16 protein-coding genes and 1 tRNA gene are annotated in these 22,900 nt (G+C 43.1%); 2 read left to right on the top strand and 15 right to left on the bottom strand.

The features are described from left to right. The 13 genes from H5200_RS17540 to H5200_RS17600 form a co-directional block, all read right to left on the bottom strand. Nucleotides 1–341, bottom strand: a 341-nt coding sequence (locus H5200_RS17540) for a GTP-binding protein (RefSeq protein ID WP_182762015.1), incomplete at its 3' end; no start/stop codon positions are given. A gap of 63 nt (nucleotides 342–404) precedes the next feature. Then, nucleotides 405–2,519, bottom strand: a complete 2,115-nt coding sequence (gene fusA / locus H5200_RS17545) for an elongation factor G (RefSeq protein WP_145238305.1) — start codon at nucleotides 2,517–2,519, stop codon at nucleotides 405–407. A gap of 27 nt (nucleotides 2,520–2,546) precedes the next feature. Beyond that, a complete protein-coding gene (gene rpsG / locus H5200_RS17550) occupies nucleotides 2,547–3,017 on the bottom strand; it encodes a 30S ribosomal protein S7 (RefSeq protein ID WP_016710546.1) in 471 nt (156 codons plus the stop codon). Nucleotides 3,018–3,114: 97 nt separating this feature from the next. Next, nucleotides 3,115–3,489: a 30S ribosomal protein S12 gene (rpsL, locus tag H5200_RS17555; RefSeq protein WP_002958885.1), complete on the bottom strand. Its 375-nt coding sequence runs from the start codon at nucleotides 3,487–3,489 to the stop codon at nucleotides 3,115–3,117. Nucleotides 3,490–3,684: 195 nt separating this feature from the next. Further along, nucleotides 3,685–7,860 carry a DNA-directed RNA polymerase subunit beta' gene (rpoC, locus tag H5200_RS17560; protein ID WP_145238302.1) on the bottom strand — a complete coding sequence of 1,392 codons (4,176 nt, stop codon included), beginning with the start codon at nucleotides 7,858–7,860 and terminating at the stop codon, nucleotides 3,685–3,687. 103 nt (nucleotides 7,861–7,963) lie between these two features. Then, nucleotides 7,964–11,989: a DNA-directed RNA polymerase subunit beta gene (gene rpoB / locus H5200_RS17565; protein WP_145238299.1), complete on the bottom strand. Its 4,026-nt coding sequence runs from the start codon at nucleotides 11,987–11,989 to the stop codon at nucleotides 7,964–7,966. Between the two features lie 271 nt (nucleotides 11,990–12,260). Next, nucleotides 12,261–12,623 (bottom strand): 50S ribosomal protein L7/L12, encoded by a 363-nt coding sequence (gene rplL / locus H5200_RS17570; protein ID WP_064668694.1) that lies wholly within the window; start codon nucleotides 12,621–12,623, stop codon nucleotides 12,261–12,263. Nucleotides 12,624–12,699: 76 nt separating this feature from the next. Next, the gene (gene rplJ / locus H5200_RS17575) at nucleotides 12,700–13,194 is read right to left on the bottom strand and encodes a 50S ribosomal protein L10 (RefSeq protein ID WP_145238296.1); all 495 of its coding nucleotides are present in this window, start codon (nucleotides 13,192–13,194) and stop codon (nucleotides 12,700–12,702) included. Between the two features lie 322 nt (nucleotides 13,195–13,516). Next, nucleotides 13,517–14,221, bottom strand: coding sequence for a 50S ribosomal protein L1 (rplA, locus tag H5200_RS17580; RefSeq protein ID WP_145238292.1), 705 nt, complete (start codon nucleotides 14,219–14,221; stop codon nucleotides 13,517–13,519). Nucleotides 14,222–14,225: 4 nt separating this feature from the next. Further along, nucleotides 14,226–14,654: a 50S ribosomal protein L11 gene (gene rplK / locus H5200_RS17585; RefSeq protein ID WP_008108462.1), complete on the bottom strand. Its 429-nt coding sequence runs from the start codon at nucleotides 14,652–14,654 to the stop codon at nucleotides 14,226–14,228. 216 nt (nucleotides 14,655–14,870) lie between these two features. Next, nucleotides 14,871–15,428: a transcription termination/antitermination protein NusG gene (gene nusG, locus H5200_RS17590; protein ID WP_145238289.1), complete on the bottom strand. Its 558-nt coding sequence runs from the start codon at nucleotides 15,426–15,428 to the stop codon at nucleotides 14,871–14,873. A 4-nt stretch (nucleotides 15,429–15,432) separates the two neighbouring features. Then, nucleotides 15,433–15,810, bottom strand: a complete 378-nt coding sequence (secE, locus tag H5200_RS17595) for a preprotein translocase subunit SecE (RefSeq protein WP_016710555.1) — start codon at nucleotides 15,808–15,810, stop codon at nucleotides 15,433–15,435. A gap of 132 nt (nucleotides 15,811–15,942) precedes the next feature. Next, a tRNA-Trp gene (locus tag H5200_RS17600) sits at nucleotides 15,943–16,019 on the bottom strand. Nucleotides 16,020–16,184: 165 nt separating this feature from the next. On the opposite strand from H5200_RS17600, the gene H5200_RS17605 reads away from it, so the two are divergent. Together H5200_RS17605 and H5200_RS17610 are read left to right on the top strand one after the other, a co-directional pair. Beyond that, the gene (locus H5200_RS17605) at nucleotides 16,185–20,174 is read left to right on the top strand and encodes a two-component regulator propeller domain-containing protein (protein ID WP_310737050.1); all 3,990 of its coding nucleotides are present in this window, start codon (nucleotides 16,185–16,187) and stop codon (nucleotides 20,172–20,174) included. Between the two features lie 120 nt (nucleotides 20,175–20,294). Then, complete coding sequence (locus H5200_RS17610; RefSeq protein WP_145238283.1) at nucleotides 20,295–21,431, top strand: CsgG/HfaB family protein; 1,137 nt, start codon at nucleotides 20,295–20,297, stop codon at nucleotides 21,429–21,431. Nucleotides 21,432–21,489: 58 nt separating this feature from the next. Here the strand turns inward: H5200_RS17610 and H5200_RS17615 are convergent, their stop codons facing one another. Both H5200_RS17615 and deoC read right to left on the bottom strand, forming a co-directional pair. Further along, nucleotides 21,490–21,990 carry a hypothetical protein gene (locus tag H5200_RS17615; RefSeq protein ID WP_145238280.1) on the bottom strand — a complete coding sequence of 167 codons (501 nt, stop codon included), beginning with the start codon at nucleotides 21,988–21,990 and terminating at the stop codon, nucleotides 21,490–21,492. Continuing rightward, nucleotides 21,977–22,726, bottom strand: a complete 750-nt coding sequence (deoC, locus tag H5200_RS17620) for a deoxyribose-phosphate aldolase (RefSeq protein WP_182740797.1) — start codon at nucleotides 22,724–22,726, stop codon at nucleotides 21,977–21,979. Before deoC ends, H5200_RS17615 begins: the two co-directional genes overlap by 14 nt. Between the last annotated feature and the right edge of the window lie 174 nt (nucleotides 22,727–22,900).

Raw genomic sequence — 22,900 nt, forward strand, 5'->3', positions numbered from 1 at the left:
GGCATAGGGCCATCAGTCGCAGCAACAACAAGGATAGCGCCGTCCATTTGAGCAGCACCAGTGATCATGTTTTTAACATAATCGGCGTGTCCAGGACAATCTACGTGTGCGTAGTGACGAGTAGGAGTATCGTACTCAACGTGTGAAGTTGAGATTGTGATACCGCGCTCGCGCTCTTCAGGAGCGTTATCAATTGATGCGAAATCTTTAGCAACACCGCCGTATACTTTTGCAAGTACGTTAGTGATTGCTGCAGTTAGGGTAGTTTTACCGTGGTCAACGTGGCCGATTGTACCTACGTTTACATGCGGTTTTACGCGTTCAAACTTTGCTTTTGCCATCTTAAAAAATTCCTATAAAGAAATTAAAGGTTCAGTCCACTGTGGACCAAACCGAGCTAAAAATTACTTAACAGCGCGAGCTGTAATTATTGTGTCCGCAACATGTTTCGAGGCTTCAGCGTACTTCAAAAACTCCATAGAGTATGAGGCACGGCCTTGTGTTGCAGATCGTAGATCAGTAGCATAACCAAACATTTCAGAAAGCGGAACCTGGGCGTTAATTAATTTAAGTCCACCTAGCGCATCTTCCATGCCTTCGATCATACCGCGGCGACGGTTTAAGTCACCAACTACATCACCCATGTTTGCTTCAGGAGTGAGTACTTCAACCTTCATCATTGGCTCTAATAGTACAGGGTCTGCTTGTAGCGCACCTTGTTTCATTGCCAGTGAACCCGCTATTTTAAATGCCATTTCATTCGAATCTACATCATGGAATGAACCATCATATAAAGTCGCTTTCACACCAAGTAATGGGTAGCCTGCCAGCACACCTTGAGACATTTGCTCTTGGATGCCTTTATCTACCGCAGGGATGTATTCTTTTGGAACTGAGCCACCTACGGTTTCGTTAACGAACTCGTAAATTGGGGCTTCATCATCCGAAATATCCATCGGTTCAAGTTTAAGCCAGACATGACCATATTGACCACGTCCACCTGATTGACGTATGAATTTACCTTCAACTTTAACAGTTGAACGAATAGCTTCACGGTAAGAAACCTGCGGCTTACCAACGTTACATTCAACACTGAATTCACGTTTCATACGGTCGACAATGATATCAAGGTGAAGTTCACCCATACCAGAAATAATAGTCTGGCCTGATTCTTCGTCAGTTTGTACGCGAAAAGACGGATCTTCTGCCGCTAGTTTACCTAGCGCGATACCCATCTTATCTTGGTCAGCGATTGTGCGAGGCTCAACCGCAACAGAGATAACTGGTTCAGGGAATTCCATACGCTCAAGCGTAATAATAGAATTCGGATCACACAGTGTTTCACCTGTTGTTACGTCTTTGAGACCAATAGCCGCCGCAATATCACCTGCGTAGACTTCTTTGATCTCTTCACGTGAGTTTGAATGCATCTGAACGATACGGCCAAGACGCTCACGCTTACATTTTACTGGGTTGTATACCGCGTCACCCTGTTTAACAGTACCAGAGTAAACACGGAAGAAAGTTAAAGTACCAACGAACGGGTCTGTTGCAATTTTAAAAGCAAGTGCAGCAAACGGTGCGTTGTCATTAGCTGGACGTTCTTCCTCAGTACCATCTTCAAGGATACCTTGAATTTGTTTCACTTGTGTTGGTGCAGGCATATATTCAATAACGCCATCAAGCACAGCTTGAACGCCTTTATTTTTAAATGCACTACCACATGTAACTGGGACGATTTCGTTAGCCAATGTACGCTGACGCAAAGCATTTTTAATTTCTGCTTCGCTCAGGTCTTCACCTTCCAAATACTTATCCATTAGTTCTTCAGATGCTTCAGCAGCGCTTTCAACTAAGTTCGAGCGCCATTCTTCAGCTAAATCTTGAAGTTCTGCCGGTATTGCCTCATAGGTGAAAGTCATTCCCTGGTCTTCATCATTCCAGTTAATCATTTTCATTTTTATGAGGTCAATAACACCTTTAAAGTCGTCTTCAGCGCCTACTGGTAGCTGAATTGGAACAGGCGTTGCTCCAAGACGAGATTTCACCTGGCCAACAACCGTTAAGAAGTCAGCGCCAGTGCGATCCATTTTATTTACGAAGATCATTCTCGGAACTTCGTATTTGTTCGCTTGACGCCAAACTGTCTCAGTTTGCGGCTGTACACCAGATGAAGCACAAAGCACAACTACCGCACCATCAAGTACACGTAAAGAACGTTCTACTTCAATAGTGAAATCCACGTGCCCTGGAGTATCAATGATATTGATACGATGAGCGTCAAATTGCGCGTCCATCCCTTTCCAGAAACACGTTGTTGCAGCAGAAGTGATTGTGATACCACGCTCTTGTTCCTGCTCCATCCAGTCCATAGTTGCGGCGCCATCATGTACTTCACCGATCTTATGAGAAAGACCTGTGTAGAACAGAACACGTTCTGTTGTGGTGGTTTTGCCTGCATCTACGTGAGCAACAATACCGATATTGCGATAGCGCTCAAGTGGAGTTGTACGTGCCATAAAATCCTCTTAAAGGTTAAGGACAGATTACCAACGGTAATGTGCGAATGCTTTATTCGCTTCAGCCATACGGTGAACGTCTTCACGTTTCTTAACCGCAGTGCCTTTGTTGTCAGCAGCGTCAACAAGTTCTTGAGCTAAACGTAAGCCCATAGATTTCTCGCCACGCTTACGTGCAGCGTCTACTAACCAACGCATACCTAATGCGTTGCGACGTACTGGACGTACTTCTACTGGTACTTGATACGTTGAACCACCAACACGGCGAGATTTAACCTCAACCTGTGGACGGATGTTTTCAAGTGCAGTTTCAAAGATTTCAAGGTGCGATTTGCCTGATTTCTCAGCAGCCACATCTAGCGCACCGTAAACGATTTTTTCAGCAGTAGATTTCTTGCCGTCTAACATTACGATGTTAACGAATTTTGCAAGAAGTTCCGATCCGAACTTAGGATCTGGAAGAATTTTACGTTGACCTATTACGCGTCTTCTAGGCATTTTGTATCTCCGGTTTATTCAGGTTTGCTCTTTCGAGTCAATCACCCAAAACAATAATTAAAAATATTTAGTGCTTGGCCTTACTAACGGAATACAATTAGCCTTTAGGGCGTTTTGCACCGTATTTAGAACGAGCTTGACGACGGTCGCTAACGCCTGCACAGTCAAGTGCACCACGAACAGTGTGAAAACGCACACCTGGTAAATCTTTAACACGACCACCACGGATTAGGATTACACTATGCTCTTGAAGGTTATGACCTTCACCACCAATGTATGAAGTTACTTCGAAACCGTTAGTTAAACGTACACGAGCTACTTTACGTAACGCCGAGTTTGGTTTCTTAGGTGTAGTTGTATATACGCGAGTACATACACCGCGCTTTTGCGGACACGCTTTAAGCGCAGCTGAGTTACTTTTCGTAACCTTGCTACGACGTGGCTTACGCACTAGCTGGTTAATAGTTGCCATTTAAATAGCTCCTGAAATTAAAATTACTACTGAAAAAAATAAAAAAATCCGCCCTTTATTTACAAGCTCGTACCAAACGTGCAGGTAAATGGGTGGCGGAATTTTAATGAGCAAAGATTGAGCTGTCAACCTAAACCGTTAGCAAGGCAGTAGATAACTGCCTTGCAAAAACCTAATCTATTGATTAAGTTAGATTTATTGATTTCCAGATAAATCCGCGTTTAAAGCATCAGTTAGCGCTTGAGTTGCCTCTTCTGCACTTACTGTTTGCTCTTCAACTACAACTTTGCTCTGCTTACGACGAGCCATACGTTCTTGATGATACGCAAAACCGGTACCGGCTGGGATCAAACGACCCACAATTACGTTTTCTTTCAGACCGCGAAGTTCATCGCTCTTACCATTTACAGCGGCTTCAGTTAGGACACGAGTTGTCTCCTGGAACGAGGCTGCCGAGATGAAAGATTCTGTGGCTAGTGATGCTTTAGTGATACCCATTAATTGGATTTCATATTTAGCAGGTAACTTGCCTTGAGCTTCTAAGTCGCGGTTTGCGATATTAACGCGTGCCACTTCAATTTGCTCACCGGCTAAGAATTCACTATGGCCGCCGTCAAGGATCGTACACTTACGGATCATTTGACGGATAATTGTTTCAATGTGCTTGTCATTGATCTTAACGCCTTGCAAACGGTAAACCTCTTGCACTTCGTTAACGATATAGTTAGCAACATGAGTCACACCACGTAGGCGTAAGATGTCATGTGGTGATTCAGGACCATCGGCGATAACTTCACCTTTAGACACTTGCTCACCCTCAAACACGTTAAGTTGACGCCACTTAGGGATCATTTCTTCGTAATGATCGCCTTCAGCTGGAGTAATAACTAAACGCTTCTTACCTTTAGTCTCTTTACCGAAGCTAATCGTACCGGTGATCTCAGCTAAGATAGCTGGCTCTTTCGGTTTACGCGCTTCAAATAAGTCGGCTACGCGTGGTAGACCACCCGTGATATCACGAGTTTTCGAACCTTCCTGCGGAATACGTGCTAACACGTCACCTGGGTTTGCCGTTACACCGTCTGTTACTTCAATCGTAGTGTATGAAGGAAGACGAGTTTCTTGCAGACCGCGCTCTTCACTTTCGATGATAAGCTTCGGCTCTTTCGCATTTATCTTAGCAAGATCTTTAACAACTACACGGGTTAAACCAGTTAGTTCATCAGTCTGTGCTTCAGTGTTTGAGTCATCGATATCGCTGAACGATACTTTTGACTTATGCTCAAGAACGATTGGGTGACTATGCGGGTCCCAAGTAGCAACGATGTCGTTACCTTGAACTTCCGTATTGTCTTGTACTGTTAATACCGCACCGTAAGGTACTTTATAACGCTCTTTCTCACGACCATGGCTATCGATGATAGTGATTTCAGTAGAACGAGAGGTAATAACAATCTTACCGTCAGTGTTTAATACATATTTTGCGTTATGAAGCTTCAATGTACCGTTAGTTTTAACTTGTACATTGTTTTCAGCAGATGCTCTTGATGCTGCACCACCGATGTGGAAAGTACGCATCGTAAGCTGTGTACCCGGCTCACCGATTGATTGTGCCGCGATAACACCTACTGATTCACCCGCGTTGATGATATGACCACGTGCAAGGTCACGACCGTAACACTTAGCACATACACCAAAGTCGTTATCACAGGTGATAACTGAACGTACGCGAACCTCATCTACTGAGTGCTCTTCTAAAAGATCACACAGTTTTTCGTCAAGCATGATATTACGCTCTACAAGTACTGTATTAGTACCAGGGATCACAATATCTTCAGCAACAACACGACCAAGTACACGTTCGCGAAGTGCTTCTACAACGTCACCACCTTCAATAAGCGGTTTCATTGTTAAGCCATCTTCTGTGCCACAATCGTCTTCGTTGATTACCAAATCTTGTGCAACGTCTACTAGACGACGCGTTAGGTAACCCGAGTTCGCTGTTTTCAGTGCTGTATCGGCAAGACCTTTACGCGCACCATGCGTTGAGATGAAGTACTGAAGTACGTTTAGACCTTCACGGAAGTTAGCGGTGATTGGCGTCTCGATGATTGAACCATCTGGACGTGCCATTAGACCACGCATACCTGCTAGCTGACGGATCTGAGCGGCACTACCACGAGCACCAGAGTCGGCCATCATAAACACTGAGTTAAATGACGGTTGCTCTTCTTCTTCACCTTGGGCATTGATAACCGTGTCTTTTGACAAGTTGGCCATCATTTCACGTGATAAGTTTTCATTTACACGTGACCAGATATCGATAACTTTATTGTACTTTTCACCAGCCGTTACAAGACCTGATTGGAATTGTTGGTTGATTTCAGTTACTTCAGCTTCAGCTGCTTCGATAATTGATGCTTTTATCGGTGGGATAACTAAGTCATCGATACCGATTGAAACACCTGACTTCATTGCGTAGTGGAAACCGGTATACATAACTTGGTCAGCAAAGATAACTGTATCTTTAAGACCAAGACGACGGTAACACTCGTTTAATAAGCCAGAAATTTGTTTCTTACCTAGGGCCTGATTGATTGACGAAAACGGCATGCCTTTTGGTAAAATAAGAGACAAAATTGCACGACCAACAGTTGTATCGATAACAGTTACAGTGTCTTCTACTACACCATTTTCGTTTTTAACTGATTCGCTAATACGTACTTTCACGCGAGCGTGAAGGTCTGCATTACCGCTGCGGTATGCTTTTTCTGCTTCTTTTGGATCTTTTAAGATCGCGCCTTCGCCTTTCGCGTTGATGCGGTCACGGGTCATATAATATAGACCCAATACAACGTCCTGTGATGGAACGATGATTGGCTCACCATTCGCAGGAGATAGGATGTTGTTTGTTGACATCATCAATGCACGAGCTTCAAGCTGCGCTTCAATCGTTAGCGGTACGTGTACCGCCATTTGGTCACCATCGAAGTCGGCGTTGTAGGCCGCACATACTAATGGATGCAAATGGATTGCTTTACCTTCAATAAGCACAGGTTCAAACGCTTGGATACCCAAACGGTGAAGTGTTGGTGCACGGTTAAGTAATACTGGATGTTCACGAATTACTTCGTCTAATACATCCCATACTTCCGGAACTTCACGCTCTACCATTTTCTTAGCAGCTTTGATTGTCGTAGCCATGCCGCGACGCTCTAGTTTGCCATAGATAAATGGTTTGAATAGCTCAAGTGCCATCTTCTTAGGAAGACCACATTGGTGAAGCTTAAGTGTAGGACCAACTGTGATTACAGAACGGCCTGAATAATCTACACGCTTACCAAGTAAGTTCTGACGGAAACGACCTTGCTTACCCTTGATCATATCAGCAAGAGATTTAAGCGGACGCTTGTTAGAACCTGTAATTGCACGACCACGACGACCGTTATCAAGTAGCGCATCAACCGCTTCTTGTAACATACGTTTTTCGTTGCGTACGATAATATCCGGTGCAGCTAAATCTAGTAGACGTTTAAGACGGTTATTACGGTTAATAACACGACGGTAAAGGTCATTTAGATCAGAAGTCGCAAAACGGCCACCATCAAGTGGTACTAATGGACGTAGATCAGGTGGCAATACTGGAAGTACTGTCATGATCATCCACTCAGGGTTATTACCTGACTGGTGGAACGATTCCATTAATTTAAGACGTTTAGTGATCTTCTTACGCTTAGTTTCAGAGTTAATTGTTGGTAACTCTTCACGCATTTCAGCAATTAATTGCGCAAGATCGAGTTCACGAAGCAAGTCTAATACTGCTTCAGCACCCATCTTCGCTTCAAACTCATCACCGTGCTCTTCTAGTGCATCTAGGTATTCTTCTTCACCTAATAGCTGACTACGCTCAAGCGTCGTCATGCCAGGCTCAGTTACTACGAATGATTCGAAGTAAAGAACACGTTCAATATCACGAAGCGTCATATCAAGCATTAAGCCAATACGTGACGGTAATGATTTTAAAAACCATATATGTGCAACTGGGCTCGCAAGGTCGATGTGACCCATACGATCGCGACGCACTTTAGTGAGTGTTACTTCAACGCCACACTTTTCACAGATCACACCACGGTGTTTAAGACGCTTATATTTACCACATAAGCATTCATAATCTTTCACTGGACCGAAAATACGGGCACAGAATAAGCCATCGCGCTCAGGCTTGAAAGTACGGTAGTTAATAGTCTCAGGTTTCTTTACTTCACCGTATGACCATGAACGAACCATGTCTGGTGAAGCAAGACCAATGCGAATTGCATCGAATTCTTCGGTCTTATTTTGTTGCTTCAGAAACTTAAGTAAGTCTTTCACCTTAGCTCTCCTGTCGGAGTTAATCTTGAGGACGGATGATTTCGTCCCTACATTCTATTCGGCCGTAACAGATGCTGCAGGCTAGCTGCAGCATCTAATTGGCTTAATTTTCTTCCAACTCGATGTTGATACCCAGTGAGCGGATTTCTTTCAACAATACGTTGAACGATTCTGGCATACCTGGTTCCATTTTATGGTTACCATCAACGATGTTTTTATACATCTTAGTACGACCGTTCACGTCATCCGATTTCACTGTTAACATTTCTTGTAGAGTGTAAGCGGCACCGTATGCTTCTAGTGCCCATACTTCCATCTCACCGAAACGCTGGCCACCGAACTGTGCTTTACCACCCAGCGGCTGCTGAGTAACAAGGCTATAAGAACCAGTAGAACGCGCATGCATTTTGTCATCAACTAAGTGATTCAGTTTCAGCATGTACATGTAACCAACAGTTACTTGACGTTCAAACTGATCGCCAGTACGGCCATCATAAAGTGTAACCTGACCACTACGAGGGTAGCCAGCTAGCTCAAGCATGTCTTTGATTTCGCTTTCTTTCGCGCCATCAAATGCAGGAGTAGCGATTGGTAAACCACCTTTTAAGTTTTCAGCCAAACGACGAATTTCGTCATCTGTGAAGCTAGCAATGTCTACGAACTGACGAGATTCACCAATTTCGTATGCTTGCTTGATGAAGTCACGTAGCTCATGAAGCTCACGTTGTTCTTTCATCATTTCTTCAATACGCTCACCAATACCACGAGCAGCTAGACCCATATGTGTTTCAAGGATCTGACCGATGTTCATACGTGATGGTACACCCAGCGGGTTAAGTACGATATCAACAGTACGACCTTTATCATCGTATGGCATATCTTCTACTGGTACGATAGTCGAGATAACACCTTTGTTACCGTGACGACCCGCCATTTTATCACCTGGTTGGATACGACGTTTAACAGCTAGGTATACTTTAACAATCTTAAGTACGCCTGGTGCTAAGTCATCACCTTGGGTAATTTTACGACGTTTGTTTTCAAACTTTTTATCGTATTCAGCTTTTAGCTCATCGTACTGGGCTGCTAGTTGCTCAAGTTCAGCTTGCTTATCTTCTTCAGCAAGGCTTTGAGTTAGTAGCTTCTCAGCATTCAATGACGCTAATCTATCTTCATCTTGACCGGCTGCGATAAGTAACTTACGAGCACGATCTAACACGCCTGCTTCAAGAATACGGAATTCTTCGTTAAAGTCTTTTTTCGCGTCACGAAGTTGCATTTCTTCAACTTCTAGCGCGCGCTTGTCTTTTTCAACACCATCACGGGTGAAGACTTGCACGTCAATTACAGTACCTGTTACAGAGTTTGGTACACGTAATGAGCTGTCTTTAACGTCAGACGCTTTCTCACCAAAGATAGCTCGTAGTAGCTTCTCTTCAGGAGTTAATTGCGTTTCGCCTTTCGGAGTCACTTTACCTACTAGGATATCGCCGCCTTTAACTTCAGCACCGATATAAACAACACCTGATTCATCAAGCTTGCCTAGTGCAGATTCACCCACATTCGGGATATCTGCAGTGATCTCTTCAGGACCTAACTTAGTATCACGGGCAACACACTGTAGTTCTTGAATATGGATAGTCGTTAGACGATCTTCTTCAACTACGCGCTCTGATAGTAAGATTGAATCCTCGAAGTTATAACCGTTCCATGGCATGAATGCCACGCGCAAGTTTTGACCAAGGGCTAAGTCACCTAAGTCAGTCGAAGGACCATCTGCTAACACGTCACCACGAGTAACCGGTTCGCCAACCATACAAGTTGGTTTTTGGTTAATACATGTGTTTTGGTTAGAACGTGTGTATTTGGTTAAGTTGTAGATGTCGATGCCCGCTTCACCAGGGATGCGTTCTTCTTCATGTACATTAACAACGATGCGACTTGCGTCAGCATACATTACTTCACCACCACGTTTAGCAACAATCGTTACACCAGAATCTTTCGCTAGTGTTAACTCAATACCAGTACCTACTAACGGTTTGTCCGCTTTCAATGTTGGTACTGCTTGACGTTGCATGTTTGAACCCATCAATGCACGGTTAGCATCATCGTGTTCTAGGAACGGGATAAGTGCTGCCGCTACAGAGATCACCTGTTGTGGTGATACATCCATATATTGCTGGTCCATGCGACCCATAAAGGTAGATTCACCTTTGTGACGACATGGGATTAATTCATCAACAAACTCATTGGTTTCAGTTAAGTTTGAGTTCGCCTGTGCGATAACAAACTGACCTTCTTCAATGGCTGATAAGTAATCAACTTCATCAGTTACTACACCGTCTACCACTTTGCGGTAAGGTGTTTCTAAGAAACCATAGTCATTGGTACGTGCGTACGTAGACAATGAGTTAATTAGACCGATGTTTGGACCCTCAGGAGTCTCGATTGGACATACGCGACCATAGTGAGTTACGTGAACGTCACGTACTTCAAAGCCAGCGCGTTCACGTGTAAGACCACCCGGCCCTAATGCAGAAATACGACGTTTGTGCGTCACTTCTGATAGCGGGTTATTTTGGTCCATGAACTGTGATAACTGAGACGAACCAAAGAACTCTTTAACTGCTGCCGAAATAGGCTTAGCGTTAATAAGATCTTGTGGCATGATCGCATCTAGGTCACCTAAGCTTAAACGCTCACGTACCGCACGCTCTACACGTACTAAACCTACACGGAACTGATTCTCAGCCATTTCGCCAACACTACGAATACGACGGTTGCCTAAGTGGTCGATATCATCAACATCGCCTTGACCGTTACGAATAGAAATTAATACTTTCATAACAGACACGATGTCTTCTTTGCTTAATGTGCCTGGGCCTGTGTCAGTGTCATAACCAACACGGCTATTGAACTTCATACGACCTACAGTAGATAAGTCATAACGTTCTTCAGAGAAGAACAAGTTCTCAAATAAGGCTTCAGCCGCGTCTTTCGTCGGTGGCTCGCCTGGGCGCATCATGCGATAAATTTCTACTAGTGCTTCTAAGCGGTTAGTGCTTGAATCAATACGTAAAGTATCAGAAATATATGCACCGCTGTCCACTTCATTGATATATAGAGTATCAATTTTAGTGTGACCTGCTTTAACCAATTCAGCCATTAACTCTAAAGTTAATTCATCATTCGCGTTTGCAATCACTTCACCCGTTGACTCATCAACGTAGTTTCTAGCAATTACACGGCCAATGATATACTCATGGGGTACTTCTAAATGGCTAATGCCTTTTTTCTCAATGCTCTTGATATGACGCGCTGTTACACGACGGCCAGACTCAACGAACACTTCACCGTCTTCACTTTTTATATCAAAGGCAGCGGTTTCACCACGTAAACGTGATGGCACAAGTTCCATAAGAACTTTACCGTCAGTTACTTCAAACGCAGTGGTTTCGAAGAAGATGTTTAAGATCTCTTCTGTCGTGTACTCAAGTGCACGCAACATGATTGACGCCGGTAATTTACGACGACGGTCAATACGTACATATAAGTTATCTTTTGCATCAAACTCAAAATCTAACCATGAACCACGGTATGGGATAACACGTGCGTTATAAAGCACTTTACCTGATGAGTGAGTTTTACCGCGGTCGTTATCAAAGAATACACCAGGGCTACGGTGTAGCTGAGAAACGATAACACGCTCTGTACCATTGATTACAAAAGTACCGGTATCGGTCATGAGCGGAATTTCGCCCATGTAAACTTCTTGCTCTTTAATGTCTTTAACTGTGCCTGGCGCTTCTTTATCCATCACCACAAGGCGTAGTTTTACGCGAAGTGGAGCAGAATAAGTCACACCGCGAATTTGACATTCTTTTACATCGAAAACTGGCTCACCAATACGATAACTTACGTATTGAAGCTCAGAATTTCCCGAGTAGCTTTTGATTGGGAACACAGAACGGAAGGCAGCTTCCAAACCATGATCGCCATCAGCGTCCGGCACTAAGAATTTTTTAAACGATTCTAACTGCGTTGACAGTAAGAAAGGTATATCCAAAACTTGTGGACGTTTACCAAAATCCTTACGGATACGTTTCTTTTCAGAATAAGAGTAAGCCATGGGGTTCCTCAGCTTGCTGATCTTTGACCCGACCTGTTCTTGTAAGAACAGACTTAACTGGCATCTAAGCCAAGATTGTACAACATTTAATTGTTGTTCCAATTAGCTCCCACTTTAACACTAGCAAACTATAAAGCGTTGAAAGTAAAGAGAAAATTAGATTTTATTTGAGCTATAGGAATACATCGCTCTATAGCGCAAAAAGGCCGGTGATTAAATAATCACCAGCCCTTGCCTGATTTCTCAGACAGCGAACTTAGCAAAAGCTAAATTACTTAACCTCAACTTCAGCACCAGCTTCAGTAAGGTCTTTAGCAAGAGCTTCAGCTTCTTCTTTAGATACACCTTCTTTAACAGGTGTAGGAGCAGCTTCAACAAGAGCTTTCGCTTCTTTAAGGCCTAGGCCAGTTGCGCTACGAACAGCTTTGATTGCCGCAACTTTATTAGCGCCAGCGCCAGTAAGGATTACGTCAAATTCTGTTTTCTCTTCAGCAGCTTCAGCAGCAGGACCTGCTACCATAGCAGCTGCAGCAGTTACGCCGAATTTTTCTTCCATTGCTTCAACAAGAGCAACAACGTCCATTACTGACATTTCAGCAATTGCGTCAAGGATTTGGTCTTTAGTTACAGACATTACAAATTTCCTAATAATTAACGGACTCTAGGTCCAAAAAAATTTTACACCGAAAGATTGATTAAACAGCTTAAAATTAAGCAGCTTGCTCTTCTTTCTGTACACGTACTGCTTCAATTGTTTTACACAATTTGCCAGCAGACGCTTCTTTCATAGCGCTCATTAAGCGTGCAACAGCTTCGTCGTATGTAGGTAATGTAGCAAGCATTGCTGCATCAACAACATTTCCTTCAAAAGCGGCCGTTTTAAGCTCAAATTTCTCGTTCTTCTTTGCAAAAGCAGAAAAGATACGCGCAGCAGCACCTGGGTGCTCTGATGAGAAAGCGATTAAGCTTGGACCAACAAATGAATCAGAAAGGCACTCAAACTGTGTTCCTTCAAGAGCACGTTTTGCTAAAGTGTTACGGACAACTTTCATCCAAACACCATTTGCACGAGCTTCTTTACGAAGGGCAGTGATTGCGCCAACTGTTACACCACGAGAATCTGCAACAACTGCAGATAGAGCACCATTGGCTGCTTCGTTGACTTCAGCAACAATTGCTTTTTTGCCTTGAAGATTTAAAGCCATGGGTGTTACTCCTGGTTTAATGGGTTACCGTACATCGGCTTCCCTGTTCTACTCTTCCCTACCAAACAAGATAGAGATGCTTTTTACGGCGAGAGCCAGAAGATTAGGAAAAATCTATCTGGGGATTCACACCGTCTACGTAGGTGAATATTAAGGCCGAAGCCACCTACGGTCTTGGACGGAAGCCCAATTTATCGTTTTGCCCGAAGGCGCACCGAAATTATGGACTTCAACCCGAATTCTTTACTTGTTGAGAAAACAAAATTTCTCAACAAAATGGCGCAAAATTATAGTATAAATTTCACGCCATGTAAACACTCAATTAAACAACAGTTGTTGTTAAAGTGCTTTGGTCAACAGAAACACCTGCGCCCATTGTTGTAGAGATGGTTACTTTCTTAACGTAAACACCTTTTGCTTGTGAAGGCTTAGCCTTCTTAAGCGCAACAATTAGCGACTCAAGGTTTTGTTGAAGTTGCTCAACTGTGAAATCAACCTTACCAATAGTAGTATGGATGATACCATTTTTGTCATTGCGGTAACGCACTTGACCAGCTTTAGCATTTTTAACTGCTTCTGCAACGTTAGGTGTTACAGTACCAGTTTTAGGGTTTGGCATTAGACCACGTGGGCCTAAGATTTGACCTAGTTGACCAACAACACGCATAGCGTCTGGTGATGCAACAACAACGTCAAAGTTCATCTCGCCTTTCTTAACTAGCTCAGCAAGATCTTCCATACCTACTAGTTCAGCACCAGCTTCTTTCGCAGCTTCTGCGTTAGCGCCTTGTGTGAACACTGCAACGCGAACGTCACGACCAGTACCGTTAGGTAGTACAGTTGCACCACGAACGTTTTGGTCAGATTTACGAGCATCGATACCAAGGTTAACAGCAACGTCAACACTTTCTACGAATTTAGCTGTCGCTAACTCTTTTAAAAGAGCAACTGCTTCGGTGATTTCGTAATCTTTAGTCGCTTCCACTTTTTCGCGGATAGTACGCATACGTTTAGTTAATTTAGCCATTATCTTAGTCCTCTACGTTCAAGCCCATCGCACGCGCAGAACCTGCGATAGTGCGAACCGCAGCTTCTAAATCAGAAGCTGTAAGGTCAGGTTTCTTTGTCTCAACGATTTCTTCAAGTTGAGCACGAGTTACTGTGCCTACTTTTTCAGTGTTAGGACGGCCTGAACCAGATTTGATACCTGCAGCTTTCTTAAGTAAGTAAGCAGCCGGTGGCGTTTTCATGTCGAACGTAAATGAACGGTCGCCGTAAACAGAGATCACTACAGGAACTGGAGCGCCTTTTTCGATAGATTCTGTACGTGCGTTGAACGCTTTACAGAATTCCATGATGTTTACACCGTGTTGACCTAGTGCTGGACCTACTGGAGGACTAGGGTTAGCCATACCAGCAGCAACTTGTAGCTTGATTAGAGCTTCAACTTTCTTAGCCATTATAAATACCTCATTAGGTGGGTCTTAGCCTTGTGCGCGCGAGGACGCGTACTCTAGCGGCTTCCCAGTTTAAAAATTGGTTTCTCACTTTTCTGTATACAAACCAAGAAATGCTTACTTTGAATACAAAAAGGCCGCTGATTATAAGTTAATCAGCGGCCTTTTTCAAGCTTTATACCAAACAATATATTTTTTGGTATAAATCAGTTAATTTGTTTATCTATCTTGCTCAACTTGACCAAATTCAAGTTCAACAGGAGTAGAACGACCAAAGATAAGTACCGATACTTTTACGCGGCTCTTTTCATAGTCAACAGCTTCAACCACACCACTGAAATCAGCAAATGGGCCGTCAACAACACGTACCACTTCACCTGGTTCAAATAACGTTGCGGGCTTAGGCGCTTCAGCGTTTTCTTGTAAGCGGTTAAGAATACGATCAGCTTCTTTAGCGCTAATTGGTGCTGGACGATCAGACGTACCACCGATGAAGCCCATAACACGCGCGGTGCTATTTACTAAGTGCCAGCTTTTATCGTTCATATCCATTTGGATAAGTACATAACCTGGGAAGAACTTGCGCTCAGATTTACGCTTTTGACCAGCGCGCATCTCAACCACTTCTTCAGTAGGTACTAATACTTCACCAAAGCTATCTTCCAAACCTTCGATCTTGATATGCTCAAGAATAGTTTGTGCAACACGTTTCTCATAACCTGAGAAAGCCTGTACTACGTACCAACGTAGTTTCTTTTCGTTGTTCTCATCCGACATGGGATCAGATCTCCAATCCAGTTAAAAAGCCTACTGCGCGGAATAAAATGCCATCTAATCCCCAAAGGATAAGTGCCATAATCGCAGTTGCAACCATTACAATAAATGTCGTATGGGTAGTTTCTTGGCGCGTAGGCCACACTACTTTACGTACTTCGATGCGTGCTTCTTTTGCAAAAGCAAGGAAGGTACGCCCTTTTTCAGTTTGTGATGCAATCCCCAAACCAGCGGCAACAGCAACAACAACACCAATAGCACGTAATAACACAGACTGATCTGCGTACATATAGTTACCAACTACTGCGCCTGCAAGTAGCGCAATTGCCACAAGCCACTTTACTGAATCCATCGCACTTGATGGAGTTTCTACATTCGTGCTCATAATATTATTACCTTAACTACAGACACAACAACCCTACACTATGGCAGGGTTAATCCATTAAAATCCAAACTTAAAAACAGACTTATTTAAACCGATTTTTAACCTCAGACTTTACCCACAAACAGGATAAAATGGCAGGGGCGGAGAGACTCGAACTCCCAACCATCGGTTTTGGAGACCGCTGTTCTACCAATTGGAACTACGCCCCTGCAAAGTGGATGCCTATTATACTTACGCAATTCATTAACACAAGTGTAAAAGATGCCCATAAGTCAAAATCTCATCACTAGATTGAAAAATCCATCTTAACATTGATTAAAAAGCAGTTTATGATTGTTTCAATTCAAGGGATATTACTACGCACGAGGAAGCACGTGCTAACAATAAAAACAACTATCTATCCGGCCATTATTGGTTTTTTATGGCTATTTCATAACAGCGCGCTGGCACTGTCTTTACATTTAGACTCCTTCTCTAATGAACAGGGGTTAACGCAAAACTCTGTCACTTGCAGCATAACTGATCGCCGTGGTTTTCATTGGTTCGCCACCCAAGGTGGGCTCAACCGTTTTGATGGTTATGAATTTAAACGCTTTAAGTCTCATCCAACCCAGCCAAGTCTATCGAGTAATTGGATCACCGACTGTGTTACCACTGACAATAATCTGCTGTGGTTTTCTACAGCTACACAAGGGCTAAACGCCCTAAATACAGAAACCGGTACATTCACTCATTTTAACCGTAACAGTCCATTAGCGATTAAAGATAACCGCATTTGGTCAATGCTTACTGATCAACACAATAATTTATGGTTAGGCCATGAAGATGGTAACTTAACTCGCCTAAATGTAGCCGAGCATGAAACTGCCTACTTTACCTACTCGCCAAACACCCAAGGTAGTATTATTTTTCAGGATATGGTGATTGATGCTAAGCAAAATTTATGGCTGGCCAGTAATGAAGGATTAATAAAATTTGATACAAAAACAGCTAAATTTAGCCACTTTTCAGCAAGTAAAAAGCAACTATGGCGCCTAAAACTCACGCCACAAGGGCAGCTACTGATTGCCAGTAAAACAGGGCTTAGTGTCTTTGATTTAGAAAGTGAACAGTTTAATGATATAAAACAACTAGATGGTATATGGATAAGCGATATTTTAATCGATAATAACGAGCATCTTTGGCTTAGCAGCTACGGCCAAGGCTTATATTATAATCCCAACTATCAAACAACTCTGACAAGCTTTAGCCAATTTAAACACCTTCCACAGCAACGTCATGGGCTTGTTAATGATTACTTACTGTCTTTGTATCAAGACCAGCAAGGTATTCTGTGGATAGGCACTGATGGTTATGGGTTACAACGCTACGATATGCGCCAAAATCAATTTAATCATCAACAACACAGCGATGGCCCTAACAGTATTAGCCATGATTTTATCCGGGCCTTACTTAAAGATTCGCAAGGGCAATTATGGGTCGGTACCCGCAACGGGTTAAATAGACAAACAAAAGACGGCTTTGTGCGCTATCACGTCGATACCAGCAACCTTACCAACAACAATATATTCAGCCTTCATGAAGATAGCCAGCAGCGTATTTGGATTGGCACCTATGGTGGCGGTTTATTGCGTTATAACCGCGAAAGCGATGACTTTACATCATTCACAGTGCAAAGCCACCAGCTCAGCAGCAATAACATTTATGCGATCACCAGCGATCGGAACGGCAACTTATGGTTGGGAAGCAATCAAGGTTTAAGTCTGTTTAACCCAGATAACTTGACCGTTGAGCATTTTAAGCACTCGGAACAACACAATAGTATATCGAACAACACCGTATTTAGCCTCGTTTACGATAACGTTGCTAACGCAATTTGGGCTGGTACTCGAGTCGGCTTAAATAAACTCACCCTCAACAACAATGAATTTAGCCATTATCAAGCCGATCAAACAAACCCAAATAGCTTAAGTCATAACATGGTTACCGCCCTTCATCTGCAAGATGACAATACACTGTGGGTGGGTACTTTTGGAGGCTTAAATAAACTGAATAAAACAACGGCAGAGATAACCCGAATCACCGAGCATGATGGCCTGCTAAACGATAATATTTTTGCCATTAAACAGGATGCCAAAGGTTACCTGTGGTTGGCAAGCAACCAAGGTTTAACACGTTATCAGCCCAGCTCTGAAAATATGCAGCATTTTTTACCCCGTGATGGCGTGCAACATAATTCATTTATTCTCGGCGCGGCTTATCAAGCGCAGAACGGTGAACTATTTTTTGGCGGGATCAACGGCTTTAATCAATTTGATCCGCTTAAGCTACAGCTGGCAGCTACAACTCCAGAGCCTGTGTTAACCGAATTACTAATTAACAATCAAGCGATAGCCACTGCCCCATACACTAAGCACGAGACTCAAGCCGCGAAATTTATTAGCTATATACAAACACTCTCCTTTAACAAAGGTGTCGGCGTGATCGGCTTTAAGTTCTCAGCATTACATAGCCCGTCGGCACCTCAACAATATCAATATGGATACAAACTCGCTGGTTTTGATAAGCAATTTCTATATACCAACGCACAACAACGACAAATAAACTACCCGCAACTGCCCGCAGGCGACTATCAGCTGCAACTAAAAGTAAAAGATCAGTATGGCCAGTGGAGTAATGCTAAAGCTATGCTCGATTTCACGGTGGTGCCGCCGTGGTGGCAAAGTCGCCTTGCCTATGCCGGTTATGTTCTTCTCACGGGGGTTATTATTTGGCTTATTGCGGCCTCGCTATACCGCGCTAAGCTGGCCGAACAAACAAGTAAACAAGCCCGTGAGCTGAATCGCTTAAAAAGTCAATTTTTAGATAATATTAGCCATGAATTAAAAACGCCTCTGAGTTTAATACTCGCGCCACTTGAAAGCTTGCAGCTAAACCATAAAGATCAAGCTAGCCAAAAACAATTATCGATGATCAAACGCAATAGCCTACGTTTGCTGACCTTAATAAATCAACTATTACAGCTAAGCCAACGCCCCAGCTGCGCTATACATTACGTTTCGCCCTATCCTTTAGCACCATTTATAAAGCAGCTGGTTGCTGACTTCACGGTGCTGTTTGAACAAAAAGGTATTCACGTAACAATGACAGATCTCAGCCAAGGCTCTTGCTGCATAGCCCTTGAGCCAGAACATGCAACGTCAATTATTACCAACTTAGTTAGTAATGCCCTCAAATATACCCACTCAGGCGGTCAAGTTGAGATTAGCTTATCAGTGCATAATAACATGGCTCATATCGCGATTGTTGACACCGGTATTGGCATCGAAAAACACCAACAAGGCATTATTTTTGAACGCTTTACGCGTGTTGCAGCACAAAATCAAAACGGCAGTGGAATTGGCCTTGCTTTAGTTAAACAATTGCTAGAGCAATACGGCGGGCAGATTTCACTAACAAGTGAAGTAGGTAAAGGCAGTTGTTTTACTGTATCTCTGCCTTTGACTGAAGCAGAGCATGGCGCAACTTCGCTAGCAGCATCAGTAAATGAAGCAACCCGCCCCAGCAATTCGCAAAAGCTACTGATTGTTGAAGATAACGACGAAATGCGCGAACTACTGCTGACTTTGTTTGCTACTGAGTACCACTGCTTAAGTGCTATTAACGGCGAACAAGGCTTAGCCATCTGCCAAACAGAAATGCCAGATCTAGTGATCAGCGATGTGATGATGCCTTGCATGGACGGTTATCAATTACTTAATGCGCTACGCACAAATAACATTACCAGCCATATACCGGTGTTATTATTGTCAGCAAAAGCCGATACACAAAGCAGACTAAAAGGCCTTGATTTACTAGCAGATGATTTTTTAAGTAAACCATTTGAGCCGCAATTACTGCTCAGTAGAGTACAAGGGTTACTGAGTATTCGTGCAGTCCTTAATCGGCACTTAGCAAAGCAGCTTGCGGCTCATGCTCCGCCGCTGGTACTCGATCCGCAGCTTACACAAAGTAAAGATTACCAATTTACCGAACGCCTGAAAAACATCATCCGTGATAACTATCACAACGAAGCGTTTAGTATTGAAGAATTCGCTGCAGGATTATATTTAAGCCCACGTGCCTTACAACTGAAAATGAAAGCACTCTACAATTTAACTCCCAGTGATTATATTCGTAATACTCGTTTAGAGTATGCTGAAAAGTTACTTAGCGACAGCGATCTGAGCATAGGTTTAATTGCTGAAAAAGTCGGCTTTAGCTCACAAAGTTACTTTGCTCGCTGCTTTAAGGCAAAGCATAACGTTTCGCCTAAGCAGTTTAGAGAAAAAACCAATCTGAATGCAAAAACTTCGCCTGTGTGACCAAAGTGTTCGCCTCAGTACTATTTTTAACTTTATGATTTCTTTAAATTAACTTTAAAACAATTTGTAGAATAAAAACCTTCACTGTTTCTATTTGGCACATTAATTAAGGAAAATCATATGCTCACAACAACTAAAAAAGTACTGTTGGCAACCCTCGTTGCTAGCAGTCTTAGCGCTTGCCAAAGTACCTCGACCAAGGTCACTTCAAACCAAGATTCACCAAACATTAATGAAGTCGCCCAACAACAATATAATGGTCCAAAAGCGCGTATTGCCGTGGCACGCTTTACCGATAAATCGAATGACTCTCATTGGTGGCGAAAAGAAATAGGTGAAGGCATGGCCGACCAACTCACCACAGCTTTGGTAGGCACCAATCGCTTTATCGTACTTGAACGCCAAGCGTTAGATGCAGTGTTATCTGAGCAAGATCTAGCGGCTTCGGGTCGTGTTAGCGCAGCATCAGGGGCAGCTTACGGTGAAATTGAAGGAGCCGAAATAGTTGTGGTAGCAGCGGTAACTGAATTTGATGACGACAGCTCAGGTGCCAGTGTTGGTACTGGCGGTTTTATAGGTGATGTGTTTAGCTCAGTATCGGCAGGTTTTTCAGGCTCGCATATGGCGATTGATTTACGCCTTATCGATACTCGCACCTCACGTATTTTAGCAGCCACCAGCGTCGAAGGAGGTAGCAAAGATTTTGATTTTACCAGTGCGGCAACTAATTTTGGTGGTGCATTGGTCGGTGGTAATTTAAGTGGCTGGTCAAACACCCCTAAAGAAAAAGCGCTCCGCGAAGTGATAATCAAAGCTGTAGAGTTTTTACAAACTAAAGTCCCTGCCACTTACTATCGCTATAACAGTAATAATACCCTTGCACCTGGATACACAGCACCACCACCGCTTACGACCACGGCTGCCAAGTCAAAAGCCGTTGCTCCAGTAGCAAAAGTCGATGTTCCTACACATAGAATGCCGCATTATGAAAAGATGGATTTAGCCATGTCTCGCATGAATCTAGTTTGTTTAGGTTATTTAAAAAACCAACCCGATTATGAAGAATTTGAAACTGAAGATGTTAAGTACGATCGTCAAACAGTTATCGCACTGCGTGAATACCAACAAGAGAAACAATTAAAAGTGTCGGGACTTGCAGACGAAGCAACCAAAAAGTCACTCGATGAAAGTCAATGTATTGCTAAAACCAATAAGTCAGGGCTTGAGAGCTTAGGTAGTATGTTTAAAATTAACTAACCAAAGATCAAGTTATTTAGCAGCCAGTTTATTCTTGGCTGCTATACCATCTAAATACTTAGAACAGCTGTAACAGCTCGCCCTGATAAAAATCACAAAGCAACCAAATTTGTTGAAAAGGATGGGTAAGCGGTATCGTTATATTCTGTAACTCAGCGTCAAAATCCGCTTTATGCCAAATGGTGCTGGCGTTACGAATAAGCAGCCATGTTTGCTCTGATTGATAATGCTTTTTTCCTTTTTGTTCTAATAACCGCTGCAGTGCACAGTGCAGCCGCTGCTCACTTGGTTGCATTGCCATATCAGCAAGATCTCGTTGCATGCTTATAGATAAAGGCCTGCCGAGTACTGCCATGGCTTCGGTTTCGCTGGCATATAAATGTGCTATTTCAATATCAAGCTTCTGTTCATTACGATAACAACTGATATCTGGTTTACTCGGCTGATTATGCCAAATATGGCGCATTGGAATACCAAAGCGATGTTCATAGCAACGCAAGAACAACTTGCCTGCATCATGCTCAAGTTGTAATTTTTCTTGCTCACTATGACGCGTCATTAAGTACCGCATATACATCAGCTAACAGGCTTGATGCACCAAATCTAAATGTTGACGGATTCAAATAACTTTCTCCCATAATATCAGTCGCTAGCTGTAAGTAATTACTTGCATCCATAACCGTTTTCACGCCACCTGCAGCTTTAAAACCGACTACACGCGGCGACTTTTTAATCGTACTTAACATCACTTCGGTTGCTTCAAGAGTGGCATTTGTAGCTACTTTGCCGGTGCTGGTTTTAACAAAGTCAGCACCACCGGCAATTGCTATTTCTGTCGCCAGTGTTATCAACTGCGCTGTTTTTAGTTCGCCGGATTCTATAATTACTTTTAATTGTACGTGTTCAGGACAACACTCTTTACTGGCACGCACATATTCTAGTGCTGTGGCTTCGTCCCCCGCGATTAAGGCTTGATACGGTAACACCAAATCAATTTCATCTGCGCCACGCTCTATTGCGATTAATGTTTCATTAATTACTTCACTTAGCTCACTGTTGCCTGAGGGAAAGTTAGTTACTGTGGCGACTTTTACATAACTAAGCTCGCGCTCAGCTAAAGCAAGCTTGGCGTCATCAACAAACTCACTATAAACACACACTGCAGCCGGAATACCTAGGTTGGGCTTAATACTAGCCACCAAGGCCTGTATTGTTGCCGCGCTATCATTACTATTTAAACTGGTTAAATCCATTAATTGCACGGCCAATGCCGCATCAGTTAGTTGCGTTGTCATAAATCCACCAAGTAAGTTCATGTATTAGCAATAGTACCAAATTTAACTATTCTCGCTATAGCTAATAACCAAACACTCTAAGCTCAATATATAGTCATTATAGTACTTGTAACTCGGCGCAATCCCCTGTTAACTAAGGCTTAAGCCAAATCGAACAACCATATATAACTTTTA

It is taken from the genome of Pseudoalteromonas sp. SG43-7 (assembly GCF_014164295.1).
In the GTDB taxonomy this organism is placed as follows: Bacteria; Pseudomonadota; Gammaproteobacteria; order Enterobacterales; family Alteromonadaceae; genus Pseudoalteromonas; species Pseudoalteromonas rhizosphaerae.